The 14,919-nt window shown below is 74.1% G+C and carries 10 protein-coding genes and 3 tRNA genes; 6 read left to right on the top strand and 7 right to left on the bottom strand.

Translation table 11 applies throughout. The features are described from left to right. Nucleotides 1-126: 126 nt before the first annotated feature. Nucleotides 127-199 (bottom strand) — tRNA-Arg (locus ACFYOU_RS16685). Nucleotides 200-481: 282 nt separating this feature from the next. After that, nucleotides 482-572: transfer RNA gene (locus ACFYOU_RS16680), tRNA-Ser, on the bottom strand. Between the two features lie 313 nt (nt 573-885). Here ACFYOU_RS16680 and ACFYOU_RS16675 point away from each other — a divergent pair. Further along, nucleotides 886-1,365: an SSI family serine proteinase inhibitor gene (locus ACFYOU_RS16675; protein WP_391306410.1), complete on the top strand. Its 480-nt coding sequence runs from the start codon at nt 886-888 to the stop codon at nt 1,363-1,365. A gap of 249 nt (nt 1,366-1,614) precedes the next feature. Then, on the top strand, nt 1,615-6,102 hold the full coding sequence (locus tag ACFYOU_RS16670) for a PAS domain-containing protein (protein ID WP_391306409.1): 4,488 nt from the start codon (nt 1,615-1,617) through the stop codon (nt 6,100-6,102). 90 nt (nt 6,103-6,192) lie between these two features. Here ACFYOU_RS16670 and ACFYOU_RS16665 read toward each other — a convergent pair whose 3' ends face one another. Beyond that, nucleotides 6,193-7,830: a long-chain-fatty-acid--CoA ligase gene (locus ACFYOU_RS16665; RefSeq protein WP_391306814.1), complete on the bottom strand. Its 1,638-nt coding sequence runs from the start codon at nt 7,828-7,830 to the stop codon at nt 6,193-6,195. A 386-nt stretch (nt 7,831-8,216) separates the two neighbouring features. Between ACFYOU_RS16665 and ACFYOU_RS16660 the strand changes: the two genes are divergently transcribed. Together ACFYOU_RS16660 and ACFYOU_RS16655 are read left to right on the top strand one after the other, a co-directional pair. Beyond that, nucleotides 8,217-8,879, top strand: coding sequence for a SigE family RNA polymerase sigma factor (locus ACFYOU_RS16660; protein ID WP_391306407.1), 663 nt, complete (start codon nt 8,217-8,219; stop codon nt 8,877-8,879). 112 nt (nt 8,880-8,991) lie between these two features. Next, the gene (locus ACFYOU_RS16655) at nt 8,992-9,870 is read left to right on the top strand and encodes a bifunctional DNA primase/polymerase (protein WP_389764561.1); all 879 of its coding nucleotides are present in this window, start codon (nt 8,992-8,994) and stop codon (nt 9,868-9,870) included. A 42-nt stretch (nt 9,871-9,912) separates the two neighbouring features. On the opposite strand, the gene ACFYOU_RS16650 is transcribed toward ACFYOU_RS16655, so the two are convergent. Further along, entirely contained in the window at nt 9,913-10,572 is a 660-nt protein-coding gene (locus ACFYOU_RS16650) for a histone deacetylase (RefSeq protein ID WP_391306405.1), read from the bottom strand. Nucleotides 10,573-10,733: 161 nt separating this feature from the next. Here ACFYOU_RS16650 and ACFYOU_RS16645 point away from each other — a divergent pair, with 161 nt between their 5' ends. Beyond that, nucleotides 10,734-11,312 (top strand): NUDIX domain-containing protein, encoded by a 579-nt coding sequence (locus ACFYOU_RS16645; protein ID WP_391306404.1) that lies wholly within the window; start codon nt 10,734-10,736, stop codon nt 11,310-11,312. Here ACFYOU_RS16645 and ACFYOU_RS16640 read toward each other — a convergent pair. Beyond that, nucleotides 11,245-12,261 carry a zinc-binding dehydrogenase gene (locus ACFYOU_RS16640; protein ID WP_391306402.1) on the bottom strand — a complete coding sequence of 339 codons (1,017 nt, stop codon included), beginning with the start codon at nt 12,259-12,261 and terminating at the stop codon, nt 11,245-11,247. The two genes, ACFYOU_RS16645 and ACFYOU_RS16640, sit on opposite strands and share 68 nt — an antisense overlap. A gap of 93 nt (nt 12,262-12,354) precedes the next feature. On the opposite strand from ACFYOU_RS16640, the gene ACFYOU_RS16635 reads away from it, so the two are divergent. After that, the gene (locus ACFYOU_RS16635) at nt 12,355-12,771 is read left to right on the top strand and encodes a winged helix-turn-helix transcriptional regulator (protein WP_389764556.1); all 417 of its coding nucleotides are present in this window, start codon (nt 12,355-12,357) and stop codon (nt 12,769-12,771) included. Between the two features lie 95 nt (nt 12,772-12,866). Here ACFYOU_RS16635 and ACFYOU_RS16630 read toward each other — a convergent pair. Together ACFYOU_RS16630 and ACFYOU_RS16625 are read right to left on the bottom strand one after the other, a co-directional pair. Further along, nucleotides 12,867-12,953 (bottom strand) — tRNA-Ser (locus ACFYOU_RS16630). A 43-nt stretch (nt 12,954-12,996) separates the two neighbouring features. Beyond that, entirely contained in the window at nt 12,997-14,706 is a 1,710-nt protein-coding gene (locus tag ACFYOU_RS16625) for a trypsin-like peptidase domain-containing protein (RefSeq protein ID WP_391306400.1), read from the bottom strand. Nucleotides 14,707-14,919 lie beyond the last annotated feature (213 nt).

Raw genomic sequence — 14,919 nt, 5'->3', positions numbered from 1 at the left:
CGTCCCGGTCCAGCAAGCGGCTGACGCCGTCCTCTCACACGTGAGCCTCCGGCCGCCGCTCCGAACGGGCGTCCACGCAAACACCGAAGGCCCCGTGGATTGATCCACGGGGCCTTCAGCTCGATGTGCACTCGGCAGGATTCGAACCTGCAACCTTCTGATCCGTAGTCAGATGCTCTATCCGTTAAGCTACGAGTGCTTGTGTTCTGTTGTGCTCTTCGCTCTTCCGCTCCGGCTTTGGTGGCCGGTCGGCGTTGCGGGAACAACATTACATGACCGGCGCCGTGAGGCGAAATCCATTAGGCACACCCACCCTGACCTGCGGTTTTACGGTTCCACGGTAGGGGCGCACGGTCGCTCTCCGCGCCCCCTGACAGCGGCCCGGGGGCCGAAAAGGGGTCGGCTCGTACCGCGTGGTCCGTACGGGCCCGGGAACGGCCGAAGCCCCGGCCACAAGGGCCGGGGCTTCGGGTACACGGTGCGGAGGCGGAGGGATTTGAACCCTCGATGGGCTTTAAGGCCCAAACCGCATTAGCAGTGCGGCGCCATAGACCGGACTAGGCGACGCCTCCCGCACAACCCCCCGCGCGAGCGCGAGTGGTGCGTGCAGATGATGACACAGCCGAGCGGGCTGTCACCAATCGGCCCCTACGGTACTAGGAGGGCCGCCCACAGGGCAAAGCCTCGTCCGGGCCCGGTGCGGACCGTGCGGAGGGCCGTCCGGGGGCCGCTCGGAGACTCGTCACCACGGCGTGCGTACCGGCGGCCGGAGCGCCGGGCGGGGGCGCGTGCGCAACCCGTGCCGCCCCCGCGCGTTAGACCCGGCGGGCCACCCCCGCCCGGCACCACGTCGCCGGACCGTTTCCGCACCGCCGAAGGACCCCCATGCCGCAGCGCCTCCTCCGTACCGCCGCAGCCGCCCTCACAGTCGTCTCGGGGCTCGCCGCAGCCCCCGGCACCGCCCAGGCCCTGGACCGGGTCTCCCTGGAGCAGGTGCCCCTGGAGCAGTTCTCGCTGCCGCCGATCTTCGCCGCGCCCGACCGGCTCACCGTCGAGGTGACCGGCACCGGGCGGGCCGTCGACGGCTCGTACCGTCTGGAGTGCGGGCCGGCCGGCGGCACCCACCCGGAGGCCACCCGGGCGTGCGACCGGCTGACGGACCTGTCGGCCGACGGGGGCGACCCCTTCGCCCCCGTGCCGTCCGGCGCCGTCTGCACGCTCCAGCACGGCGGGAACGCCACCGCCCGGATCACCGGCCGTTGGCACGGCCGGTACGTCGACGCCGAGTTCTCCCGGACCGACGGGTGCGAGATCTCCCGTTGGAACGGTCTGGTGCCCGTCCTGCCCGGCACCGGTCCGGCCTGACACGCCCTCGGGAAACGGGTGCGACGGGATCCGGCCGAACACCCGACGCGGCCCGGCGCAGGCCGCCCCTGGTCAGCCCGGGGTCGCCGGACGGGGACCGGATCCCGCGCGCACTCCGCGCGCCGACTCCCCCTCATCCGCCGTCGCGAGCGCAACCCGGGGTCGTAGACTCCGGCGTGACACGTTGCGGACCGCGCGGCAAGATGGCCTCGGTGGTCGGCAGGATGCGTAACAGGGAGGAAGCGTCTCGTGAGCAGCAGGCCGTCCCGAGGCGCTGCTCGCCTCGCAGCCATACTCGACGCTCTCCCGGACGCGTTGGTACTGGTCAACGCCAACGGAACCGTCGTCAACGCGAACACCATCGCCTTGGAAGCGTTCGAGGCTCCGGGCACCGCGCTGGTGGGCCGCGGGCTGTTGGACCTGCTTCCCGAGTTCGATTCGCGACTGATCCCCGGCTCGATGCGCCGCCCGGCGACCACGGACCCCCGTGGCCGCACCAAGCCGAAGCGGATGACCGCCCGCCGCACGGACGGCGGCGAGTTCCCGGTCGAGGTCACATCCGCGAATCTTGAGAACGGTCAACAGGCGTACGACGGGCACGGCTACACGGGTGACGAACTGCTGATGCTGGTGGTCCGGGACCTGTCCGGCACCGTCGACACCGAAGCGGAACTGGCACGTTCGCAACGGCAGACCGAGATGATCCTGCGGGCCGCGTCCGAGGGGGTCATCGGCACCGATCTGGACGGGCGGATCGTGCTCGTCAACCCGGCCGCCGCGCAGATCCTCGGCTACCGGGCGAACGACCTGGGCGGCAAGGAACTGCACACCCTCGTCCTCCATTCGCGCGATGACGGAGAGCCGTTCCCCTACGAGGGCTCGCCGCTCGCCGACACCCTGAAGTCCGGTCGCAAGCACCGGGTGCGCGGCCAGGTCCTGTGGTCCAAGAAGGGCGACAAGGTCCCCGTCGACCTGACCACCGCGCCGGTCCGCGACGGCGACCAGCTCGTCGGCGCGGTCATGACGTTCACCGACCGCAGGCCGTACGACGCGCTGGCCCAGGAGAAGGACCGGGCGGAGCGGGAGCACACGGCCGAGCTGGCGCGGCTGCGCGAGGGCCACACCGCGGAACTCGCCGAGCACGCGGAACTGCACGCGGAGGAGATCGCGGCCGAGAAGGACCGGTACGCGGCGCTCGCCGAGCGGGAGCAGGACCGCCACGAGGCCCAGGGCGCCCGCTACGAACAGTTGCTCGCCGTGCTGGACGGATCGCTGCGGGGCCCGTTGGACGAGCTGCGCCACGAACTGGCCGGGCTCGCCGCGGACGACGCCGGGCAGTTGTGGCCCGAGGCCAACCAGATCCTGCACCACCTCGCCGCCGGGTACTCCCGGATCACCACCCTGGTCGACAACGTCCTGCGCTACCAGCGGCTCGACTGCGGTGCCGAACGGCTGACGCGACGGCCCGTGATGTTGGACGCCGTCGTCGCGGCCGGGGTCGACGGCGCCGTGGAGCTGATCGGCCCGGGCCGGGCCCAGTTCGCGGTGCACGCCCCGCCGATCGAGGCCGAGGTCGACCCCGAGCGGCTGGCGACGGCCCTGGCGCATCTGGTCGCGGACGTCGCGGGCGTCGACTCCACCGGCAACGCGCCGGTCGCCGCGGACGGCTACATGGACTCCACGATCGTCGTCGCCGCCGCCCAGCGCGGTGAGGTCGTACGGATCGAGGTGCGCGGGCCCTACGGGGGCGGCGACCCGGTCCACGAGCCGATCGTCCGGGGCATCGTGCGGGCCCACGGAGGGGTGCTCCAGACGCACGAGGTGCCCGGGGCGGGCGGCAGCGCGTTCGTCCTGGAAGTACCGATCGGCGGCGGTGCCGGAGCGGTGCCCGCCGGTGGGCCCGCGCACGACCCGGTCGGGGCCGACGCCGGCGACGGGTCCGGGCCGCCCGTCGGTGGCACCGACGGTTCGGGGTCGACCGACGGCGGCACCGGCGGGGGTCGGCGCCGGGCCCGCCGGGGCTCCACCGACGCCTTCCTGGAGGGCGCCCATCCGCACGGCAGGCCCGACGACGGTACGGAGGACGGCGCGGACGGGACGCCGACCGGACGCCGCCGTGGACGCCGGGCGGCCGAGACCACACCGGACGACCGGGACGAACGGGCCGCGCTCGCACAGGCGTCCGGCGGCACGGACGGCACGGGCCGTCGGCGCGGCCGACCCAGCGGCGCCCAGGACACCGCCCACGCTCCTGCCCACGCCCCCGTCGACCACCCCGTCAACGGTCCCGTCCCCCAGGGCTACCCGAACGGGCCGGCCGGACTCGGACAGGTGCCGCCCGGTGGACAGCCCGGTGGACAGCCTGGTGGCCAGGGCGGTGGACAGTCCGGAGGTCAGGGCGCGCAGGTGGCGCTCAGGTCCGGACCGGGGACCGGCGGACGGGAGGGCGGCGGTGCCGGGGTCCCCGCGCTACCGCCGGCCGCGGCGGACGGACCGTCCGGCCCGCAGCCCGTGAACCCGGCGGGCCTCTCGGGCCACCCCGGTCAGCCCCCTCATCCGAACCACCCCGGTCAGCCGGGCCACCCGGGTCAGCCCGTGCCGCCGGGCGGGGCGCAGCAGAACGGGCGGCGGACCCGTCGCGCACTCGCCCCCGCGGCCGACGGCCCGACGGAGGAGGCCCAGGGAGGTCCGCGGAGCGCCTTCGCCCTGCCCCCGGCCGAGGCTGACCGACCCGTGGACCACATGTACACCGGCCAGGCGGGCCGCGACCGGCGGGTTCCCGGCGGTGGTTTCGACCCGGCAGCGCAGCAGGGCAGCGCCCCGCACGATCCGATCGAGGAGCACACCCCGCCCCAGCCCCATCCCACCGAGCGGCCCACCGGACGGCGACGTGCCGTGGGGCCGGGGGTGAGCGGGGTGCCGGAGGAACGCACGGACATCGGGGTGTCCCGGCCGGGCGAGGACGCTCCCGCCGCGCCCCCGTACGGCTTGCCCGCGCCCGCTCAGCCGCAGGTCGCCGGGTATCCGAGCACCGTGGCCGTCCCGCACGGTGCGCACGGTGCGCAGGACGGTCCCGTACCGCCGCAGGGCATTGCGTCGGGCGGCTTCCCCGCTCAGGGCGTCCCCGCCGACGGGATTCCGCTCCGGCCGTCGGCCCCGGGACAGCCGCATGCCCCGTCGGCCCCGCCCGTTCCGAGCGCGCACCGCGCGCAGGGGGGACCGGTGCCGGCCGGGGGGCTCCCGTCCCAGGCGGCTCCGCCGTACGCCCCGCAGGCGCCGACGGCCACCGAGGGCGCGGGCGTGCCCGTGCAGCTGCCGCACGCCCCTCAGGGCGGCCAGCCGCTGCCCCCCGCGGAGCCCGTTCCGGGGACCCACCCGGTTCCGGCCGGGCAGCCCGCACAGCCGGCCCAGCCCACCGGTTCCACGTGGGGAACGCCGGCGCCCGGTGCTTCGCTGCCCCCGCAGCAGGTGGCGCCCCCGCCGGCGCCGGGCACGGAGAGCCAGAGCGGTACGGCCCGGGACTCCCAGGTGGTACAGGACTCCCCCGGGGCCCAGGACCCGCACGCCACTGCCACGCAGGGCCGCGCGTTCAGCGTGCGCACGCTCGGGCAGGGAGTTCCCGTGGCCCGGTCCAGCGCCGAGGCACAGCCCGCTGCTCCGGTCGCCGGCGGTCAGGGCCAGCCCGCCGGCGGTGGCGCCGCGAACGGCTCCGGACGACGACGCAAGCTCGGTACGCGACCGGACGCCTTCGCCGACGAGCCGGACGGCTCGAGTGGCTCGGGCGGCCAGAGTGGCCCGAGCGGCCCGGCCGGCCCGGGGCGCCCGTTGCCGCCCCAGCAGTCCGCCCCGGCGGGCGCCCCGCAGCGGCTCGCGGGCCCGGCCACCGGGCCCGGGCGGTCGTACGCCATAGGGGCACCGGATCAGCACGCCGCCGAAGGGCCCGAGCCGCTGGACGGGCCGGGCGGTGCCGTGGAGATCGCCGACCAGCCGCACCCGCGGCCGATGGACGACGAATTGCCTCCGGAGCCGCTCGACAACCCCCGGCGGCTGTTGGTGTGGCCCGCCCCCGACATGAGCACCCAGCAGGCGCTGAGCGACCGGGGCTACCGTCCGGTCATCGTGCACTCCCGTGAGGAGGTGGACGCCCAGATCGCCGCCTTCCCGGCCGCGCTCTTCGTCGACCCGCTCACCGGACCGATCACCCGGACCGCGCTCCAGTCGCTACGGCAGGCCGCCGTCGCCGCCGAAGTACCGGTGCTGGTGACGGCCGGGCTCGGCCAGGCGACGCGGGAGGCCGCCTACGGGGCCGATCCGGCCGTGCTGTTGAAGGCCCTGGCCCCGAGGGACAGCGAGCAGCACCCCTCGCGCGTGCTGCTGGTCGAGGAGCACCCGGAGATCGCGCTGGCGTTGACGTCCACGCTGGAGCGGCGGGGCATGCAGGTCGCCCGGGCGGTGACGGACGCCGATGCGGTGACCCTGGCCACGCAGATGCGGCCGAACCTCGTGGTGATGGACCTGATGCAGGTGCGGCGGCGCCGGGCGGGAATCGTCGACTGGCTGCGGGCGAACGGGCAGTTGAACCGTACGCCGTTGGTCGTTTACACCGCTGCCGTGGACCACACGGAACTGCCCCGACTGGCGGCCGGGGAGACCGTGTTGTTCCTCGCCGAACGGTCGACCAGTGCTGAGGTGCAGAGCAGGATCGTGGACCTGTTGGCGCGGATCGGCACCAACTGAACGGAAGTGGGGGTGTTTCACGTGAAACACCCCCACTCGGCGTAGGCGACCGCCGCGGCCGGTCCCGGTCAGCGCTGGGTGACGTCCGGGTCAGAGTTGGGTGACGTCCAGGTCGCCGTCCGCGTACTGCTTGCGGATGACCTTCTTGTCGAACTTGCCGACGCTGGTCTTCGGCACGGTCTGCACCACGCTCCACCGTTCCGGGAGCTGCCACTTGGCGACCTTCCCGGCGAGGAAGGCGCGCAGGGCCTCGAAGTCGGCCGTGGCGCCTTCCTTGAGGACGACGGTGGCCAAGGGGCGTTCGCCCCACTTCTCGTCGGGGACGGCGACGACCGCGGCCTCCGCGACCTCGGGGTGGCCCATGAGCGCGTTCTCCAGCTCCACCGAGGAGATCCACTCACCGCCGGACTTGATGACGTCCTTGGCCCGGTCGGTCAGGGCGAGGTACCCCTCCTGCGTGATGGTGCCGACGTCGCCCGTCTTGAGCCAGCCGTCCTCGCTGAACTTCTCGGCGGGGCGCAGCGGCTCCCCCTCAGGCCCCGGGTAGTACGCCCCGGCGATCCACGGTCCGCGCACCTCCAGCTCGCCCGCTGACCGACCGTCCCAGGGCAGGGTGTCACCGTCCGGGCCGCGCAGCCTCGCTTCGACGGAGGCCGGGAAACGCCCTTGGGTGACGCGGTAGCCGAACTCTTCGTCGGTGCCGAGGGCGTGGCCCGGGGCCCGGGCTATGGTGCCGAGCGGGGAGGTCTCGGTCATGCCCCAGGCGTGGCACACCCGCATGCCGAGGGCGTCGAACGCCTCCATCAGGGCGGGCGGACAGGCGGACCCCCCGATGGTGACCTGCCCGAGGGTGGAGACGTCGCGGGGTCGGGCCGTCAGTTCGGCGAGCAGGCCCTGCCAGATGGTGGGCACCGCGGCGGCGTGCGTCGGACGCACGGACTCGATCATCTCGGCGAGCGGTCCGGGCTGGAGGAACCGGTCCGGCATCAGCAGGTTGAAGCCGGTCATGAGCGCCGCGTGGGGCAGCCCCCAGGCGTTCACATGGAACTGGGGCACGACCACCAGGCTGGTGTCGGCGTCCGTGAGCCCCATCGACTGGGCCATGTTCACCTGCATCGAGTGCAGGTACACCGAGCGGTGGGAGAAGACGACGCCCTTGGGGTCGCCGGTGGTGCCGGAGGTGTAACACATGGCGGCGGCCCGGCGTTCGTCCAGCTCCGGCCAGTCGTACGCGGTGGGCCTCCCCGCGATCAGCTCCTCGTAGTCGTGCACCCGCGGGCGTACGCCGTCGAGCCCGGAACGGTCACCGGGTCCGGAGACCACGACGTGCTCGACCGAGCGCAGGTGCGGCAGCAGCGGCACGAGGAGGGGCAGCAGCGAGCCGTCCACCAGGACCACCCGGTCCTCGGCGTGGTTCACGATCCAGGCGAGCTGCTGCGGAGGCAGGCGCAGGTTCAGGGTGTGGAGCACGGCGCCCATCGACGGGGCGGCGAAGTAGGTCTCGACGTGCTCCGCGTGGTTCCACATGAGGGTTCCGACCCGGTCGCCCTCCCGGACGCCGAGTCCGTCCCGGAGGGCGTGCGCGAGTTGGGCGGTCCGGCTGCCGATCTCGGCGAAGCTCCGGCGGCGGGGCTCGGCGGCGTCGGTCCAGGTGATCACCTGGGACGAGGCGTGGACCGTCGCCCCGTGCTGAAGGATGCGGGAGATCAGCAGCGGTACGTCCTGCATGGTGCTCAGCACGGTGGCCTCCGGAAGGGATGTGGGTGGCACGGGAGGGGTACGGGAACGGACTGCCGATTCTGCGTTCGTACCTGCGGTCTGTCACTACCCTCGGGTGCCCGAGGCCCACGTGACGCGGCGGCCCCGGTGCCGTACCCGGGTCCGGTACGGCGACGTTCCCGTACGCCCGGCGGCAGCACCGTGGCGGACCGTCGTGGAGCCGGTCACGCGCCGTGCACGTCGGTCAGGAGTCTCGGGGCCGAACCCCTAGGCACGTCCTACCGGCCTCCACCTTCAGTAGGTGGGACGGGCTGCTTTCCTACAACCTGAGGCGGACAACCCTTCGCGACCTGCGGGCGATCCGCCGGGCCCGGGCCCGAACCTAGCGTGGAGGCATGACCGCAACCATCGCGCCTGTCTGCACCAGCGCATCGAAGCCCGTGGCACCGATGACCACGGCCCACGCGGCCCTGAACCGGGTACCGGCCGTGACGTCCGCACGGTCCGCGACCCCCGCCGCCACGCCGAGCGCATCCGCGTCCGCTCCCGTCCCGGTGTCCCATCTGACCTACCCGTCCTTCGCGTCGTACGTGCACGCCCGCGGGCCCGTACTGCTGCGTACCGCCCGGTCGCTGACGGCGAACCCGAGCGACGCCGAGGACCTGCTCCAGACCGCCCTCACCAAGACGTTCGTCGCCTGGGACCGGATCATGGACCACCGTGCGCTCGACGGCTACGTGCGGCGGGCCCTGGTGAACACGCGGACCTCGCAGTGGCGCAAGCGGAAGGTCGACGAGTTCGCCTGCGACGAGTTGCCCGAACCGGAGACGGTGCCGCCGGGCGACCCGGCGGAGCAGCAGGCACTGCGGGACGCGATGTGGCGGGCGATCCTGAAGCTGCCGGCGCGGCAGCGCGCCATGGTCGTCCTGCGGTACTACGAGGACCTGAGCGAGGCGCAGACCGCCGCGGTGCTGGGGGTCTCGATAGGCACGGTCAAGAGCGCGGTCTCCCGTGCGTTGGGCAAGCTGCGCGAGGACCCCGAACTCATCGCCGCCTGACCTCTCCCGGGTCGACCGCCCGTGGTCCGTGACGCGTCCGGCGGGTCCCGTGACACGTCCGGCAGGTCTGCGGCACCCTTCCCTTCTTCGAACGTGTGCACGAAAATGAACCATGGCCACCACCGTTCGGCACACCGCTTCCCCCTCGGCCCTGGCCCTCGCCCACGCCCTGTCCGCCGCGGCCCGCGGCCTGGCGGTCTTCCCCCTGACCCGCGGCAAGCTCCCCGCCCTGCGGTCACCGCACCGCGACGGGAGCGGCCCCTCGAACTGTCGGGGCGCGTGCGGACGCCCGGGCCACGGGGTGCACGACGCGACGACCGACCCGCACCGCATCCGCGCGCTCTTCCGCGCCGCGCCCTGGGCCACCGGGTACGGCATCGCCTGCGGCCTGGCCCCGCACCACCTCATCGGCGTCGACCTGGACGTCACCCCGGGCCCGGAGCCCTCGGCGGCCCTACGGGAACTGGCCCTGCGCCATCTGTTCTCGATCCCCGACACGGTGGTCGTCGTCACGCCCCGCGGCGGGCGCCACGTGTGGCTCACCGGCCCGCCCGACCGGGTCGTCCCGAACTCCGCGGGCCGCCTCGCCCCGGGCATCGACGTCCGGGGCGCCGGCGGGTACCTCGTCGGCCCCGGGTCCCGCTCGCAGGACGGCGTCTACGGCGCGGTGCCCGGCACGGCCCACCTCACGCCCGCGCCCTGCCCGCCCGCACTGCTGCGCATCCTGGCGCCGCCGCGCCCCCGGCACCGCGGTGAGGGTTCCGCCGCGGGGGACGCGGCCGGACGGGGGCTCGTGCAGTTCGTGCTCGCCGCGCACACCGGCCAGCGCAACACCCGGCTCTTCTGGGCCGCCTGCCGCGCCTACGAGACCGGGGCCGGCCCGGAGCTCCGGGAAGCCCTGGTGGAGGCGGCGGTCCGCACCGGCCTGACCGAACGCGAGTGCCGGGCCACGGTCGCCTCCGCCGCCCGCCTCACCGGAAACCGCCCCTGACCACCGCCACGACCGCTACCACCCCTACGGCCTCTACGGCCTCTACGACCCGATCAGCTCCGCCACCTCCCCGGGGGTCCAGCGGCCCGCCGCACCCGGCGCGCCGGCCAGGTACCGGGCGACCGCCGACGCGTCCCACGCCCCGGTGGCGAGCAGGCCCCGGGCGAGGTGGCGCAGGTACGCCGCCGACGGCCGCACCGCCGTGACCTCGTCGAGTCGCCACGGCGCGGTGCAGGTCACCACCGGGACGCCGGCCAGGAGGCCCGGGCACACCAACGTCTCGTAGCGGCCGGGGCCCAGCTCGTCGCGCCCCTCCCGCAGCACCGTCGAGAGGTCGAGGTCCGTCCCCGGGGGCCGGTACATCTCCTGGGCGGCGATGTCGGAGAACTGCCCGGCCGTGACCAGGTGGGCCCGGCCCCACACCCGGCCGTCGGCGTACGGGTCGTAGAACGCCCGGCCGCCGGTCCAGAGCGCGGACTCGGTCGCGAAGTACAGGGCGCCCGGCAGCAGCACCGCTTCGGAGCGCTCCGGCGGGCGCGGGTCACGGCACCCGGGACAGGCCCGGGCCGCGCCCGGCGGCCGACCGCCGGCGAGGTAGTGACGGAGCCTGTCCGTATCGGTGTTGGATCCGTACGAGGCGTACCAGATGCGCTCGACGGGACCCACGGGCCGCAGTGCCGTGAGGGTGCGGACGGAACTCAAGGGTGCCTCCCTGGGACGGGGCGGACGACGACCTGGGCAGCCGCTCCAGTGGAACACCCGCGCCGCGGTTCGCACCCGTGCCGGGGCCGGACCCACCGTTCGGCCGCCGTACGCCGCAGGGCATGCTGAACGTCCGGACACCGATCGGGAGGGTCACGCGCGTGCGCTGGGAAGTCCACGGGGAGCAGCAGCTCTACGGCAACGAGTGGTTGAAGCTGTGCCAGCTGGACGTCGAACAGCCCGACGGACGCCGGGTGGACTACTACGCCGTCCGGCTCAGGAACCTGGCGGTGGCCGCGGTGCTCAACGACCGCCGGGAGGTGCTGATGATGTGGCGGCACCGCTTCGTCACCGACTCGTGGGCCTGGGAGCTGCCGATGGGCCTGGTCGAGGACGGCGAGTCGCCCGCCGAGGCGGCGGCCCGCGAGGTGCTGGAGGAGACGGGCTGGCGCCCCGGTCCCGTCCGTCCCCTCGTCTACGCGGAGCCCGCCGCGGGGATCACGGACACGCAGCACCACGTCTTCCGGGCCGACGGCGCCACCCGCGTCGGCCCGCCCGCGGAGCGGAACGAGTCCGACCGCATCGAGTGGATCCCGCTCGGCGAGGTCCGCGGGATGATCGACCGCCGGGAGATCGTCAGCAGCGGCACCCTGGTCGGCCTGCTGTACCTGCTCATGACCGAAGGGGCCGCGGGCCCTGAGAACCCTGCGGGGGCTGGGGGGTCCGAGGGGGTTCGGTGAAGGAGGAGGCCGTCGGCGCCAGGACGATCTTCCCGGTGGTGCGCTTCGACTCGATCGCCCGGTGGGCCTCGGCCGCCTCGGCCAGCGGGTAGGTGCGCTGGACCACCAGCCGCAGCCGGCCCGCCTCCACCCGCTCGGTGATCCCCTCCAGCACCTCCCCGGAGGGCTGGGCGGTGACCCAGACGTAGCGCAGACCACGGGCGGCGGCCTGCTGTTCGTCGGTCCCCGGATCGATCGACGCGCCGACGAGCAGACCGCCCGGCCGCAGCACGTCGAGGGAGCGCGGCCCGTACGCGCCGCCGACCAGGTCCAGCACGGTGTCCACGGGGGCCACGGCGGTCCGGAAGTCGGTGGTGGAGTAGTCGACGAGTTCGTCGGCGCCCAACTCGCGCAGCAGTGCGTGCCGGGCCGCCCGCGCGGTGCCGATGACATGGGCCCCGAGGTCCTTGGCGAGTTGCACCGCGACGTGGCCCACCCCGCCCGCCGCCGCGTGGACCAGGACCCGGTCACCGGGCCGGACCCGGGCCAGCACGGCCAGCGCCTGCCACGCGGTGAACGCGACCAGGGGCAGCCCGCCGGCGTGCACCAGGTCGAGGTTGGCGGGGGCGGGGGCCAGTGCGTCGGCCGGTACGGCGGTGTACTCGGCGTACGCGCCGCGGCGTCGGAGCGCCGTCATCCCGTACACCCGGTCGCCCGGCGCGCACCGCGTCACCCCCGCCCCGACCCGTTCCACCACGCCGGCCACGTCGTTGCCCGGCGTCCACGGCAGGGTGACCAACTCCGGTACGCGGCCGGCCCGGAGGATCGCGTCACCCGGGTTGACCCCGGCCCCGGCGACCCGGACCAGCACCTCCCCGGGACCGGGCTCCGGCACGTCGACCTCGGTGTGGACGAGCACTTCCGGACCGCCGAACGCGGACTGGACGATGGCATGCATACGGGCGGACAACGGGACTCCTCGTCAGTGGGTCAGGGTGCGCCCATCGTCGGTCCGGGCGACGCCCGCCCGGAAGAAGGCACTTATCTGATAGCGAGGTTCCTCATGGATACCGGCTTCGACCTGAGGCGACACGGGGGCGTGGAGGTCTTCCTCCGCGACTGCCCCACCCGTGCGGTGCTGGAACTGATCGCCAGCAAGTGGACCATGCTGGTCCTGGTGGTGCTGGAGGACGACCGGCCCGTGCGGTTCGCCGAACTGCGGCGGCGGTTGGACGGCGTGACCCCGAAGGTCCTGACGCAGACCCTGCGCGCACTGGAGCGCGAGGGGCTGCTGACCCGCACGGTGTACCCGACGGTGCCGCCGCGCGTCGAGTACCGGTTGACCGACCTCGGCCGGGAGCTGGGCGCACTGGTGCAGGGCATCACCGACTGGTCCCGCACGAACCTGACCGCGCTCCGGTCCGCGCGCAAGGAGTTCGACGAGCGCACCGACCCCCCGGCCCCCGACGCCGCCCCCTAGAACGAACGCCCCGAGCACGCGGAAGGGGTGCCCCTGATGTGGGGCACCCCTTCTGAACAGCTACTTCTTCCGACCAGCTAGGTCGCTGGGCGCTGCGGAGACGGTGGGATTTGAACCCACGGTGACATCGCTGCCACGACGGTTTTCAAGACCGTTCCCTTCGGCCGCTCGGGCACGTCTCCCCGCGCCGTCCGACCGGAGCGGCGCGGGGACAAGAATAACGGGTCAGCTGCTGTCACCCTCGCGTTCGCCCAGGACCAGGTCGACCGTGCGCTCCTTGCCGTCGCGCTCGTAGGTGATTTTGACGCTGTCACCCGGCTTGTGGGTCCAGATCTCACCGATCAGGGTGGGCCCGCTGTCGATCACCGTGTCGTCGAGCTTGGTGATGACGTCGCCGGACTGGAGGCCCGCCTTGGCCGCCGGGCCGCCCGGGACGACGGAGTCCGAACCGCCGGCGCCCTCCTGCGTGATGGTGGCGCCGTCGCCGTTCTCCTCCAGGGAGACCGACGCGCCGATCACCGCGTACACGGGCTTGCCGGTCTTGATGAGCGTCTGGGCGACCGTCGTGGCCTGGTTGATGGGGATGGCGAAGCCGAGGCCGATGGAGCCCGCCTGGCCCGCGCCGCCCATGCCGCTGCCCGCGGACTGGATGGCCGAGTTGACGCCGATGACGGCGCCCCGCGCGTCCAGCAGCGGACCGCCCGAGTTGCCGGGGTTGATCGAGGCGTCGGTCTGGAGGGCGCTCATGTACGACGCCTTGCCGCTGCTGCCGCCGTCGCTGGAGGCGACGGGACGGTCCTTGGCGCTGACGATGCCCGTGGTGACCGTGTTGGACAGGCCGAACGGGGCGCCGATGGCGATGGTGGAGTCCCCGACGGCGACCTTGTCGGAGTTGCCGAGCCGCAGCGGCTTCAGATCGCCGGGGGCGTTCTTCAGCTTCAGGACCGCGACGTCGTACCCCTGGGCGCGGCCGATCACCTCGGCCGCGTACTTCTTCCCGTTGGAGAAGGTCGCGGACAGTTCGCCGCTGTCGGCCGCCGACGCCACCACGTGGTTGTTGGTGAGGATGTGGCCCTCGCGGTCGTAGATGAAGCCCGTGCCGGTGCCGCCCTCGCCGTCGCCTCCCTTGGCGTCGATCGTGACGACGCTGGGCAGCGCGGCGGCGGCGATGCCGGCGACCGAGCCGGGCTCGCGCTTCAGGTCGGCCGGGCTGTCGGAGGCGGCGACCGTGGTCGAACCGGGGGAGTCGTCGTTGTTCTTCGCCACCTGGTAGCCGACGCCTCCGCCGAGGGCGCTCGCGACGAGCGCGGCGACCGCGACGGCCACGACGAGACCGCCGCGGCGGCGTCCGGCCGGCTTGGCCCCCGGGGCGTCGGCGGGGTGACCGGCGGGGTGACCGGCGGGGTGGACCTCGGGGTACGAGGAGCCCCAGCCCGTCCCGCCGTCGTTCCCGGCGTACGCGGGCACGGTGGGCGGCGGCCAGTCGCCGACGGGCGCACCGGACGGCGCCGGGTACGCCGCGGCCGGCGGCTGCGGCGGCGGGTAGGAGGCGTACGCGGGCGCAGCGGGCTGCTGCTCGGGGGCGCCCCCGGCGTGGGTTCCCGGGGCACCGGTGGTGGGCGGCGGCGCGGTCGGCTGCTCCGGCGCCTCCTGGTAGATGCCGTGGGTGCCGTCCTGGTGCGGATGGCCCGCGGGGGCGGCGCCCGGCGGAGGCGGCGTCGCGCTTCCCCCGACCGCGCTTCCGCCGACCGGGCCGGCACTGACCGGGCCGGCACCGGCTGCGTCGCCCCCACCAGCGGGGGCCGCACCAGCGCCCGGCCCAGCGGGGGGAGCCGCTTCGGCGGGAGCCGGGGGGTGAGTCGCGGGAGCGTCCACCGGCACGGGAGGTGCGGACGGCGCCGGGGGTGCCGGGGTGCCCTCGTTCTCGGTGCTCACAGCTTCCTCTCCTCGGTCCACGACTCGGTCGACGGTTCGTCGGTCACGCCTTGACGTCCTTGCTCCACTGTCCTGATCCGCTGACGGTCACGCCGCGTTCCGTCCACGGCCGTCACCGGTCCGCGGCGGACGTGGTGCCCCGTAGCCTTTCCCATGGGGCGTCAGGGCACCATAAGCCGATCCTGTGCGTACGATGACATTCTTTATGCCGGA

Source organism: Streptomyces sp. NPDC005955 (assembly GCF_042871255.1).
In the GTDB taxonomy this organism is placed as follows: domain Bacteria; phylum Actinomycetota; class Actinomycetes; order Streptomycetales; family Streptomycetaceae; genus Streptomyces.
The sequence above is the reverse complement of the archived record's forward strand: the minus strand, read 5'-3'. Positions and strand labels throughout refer to the sequence as shown.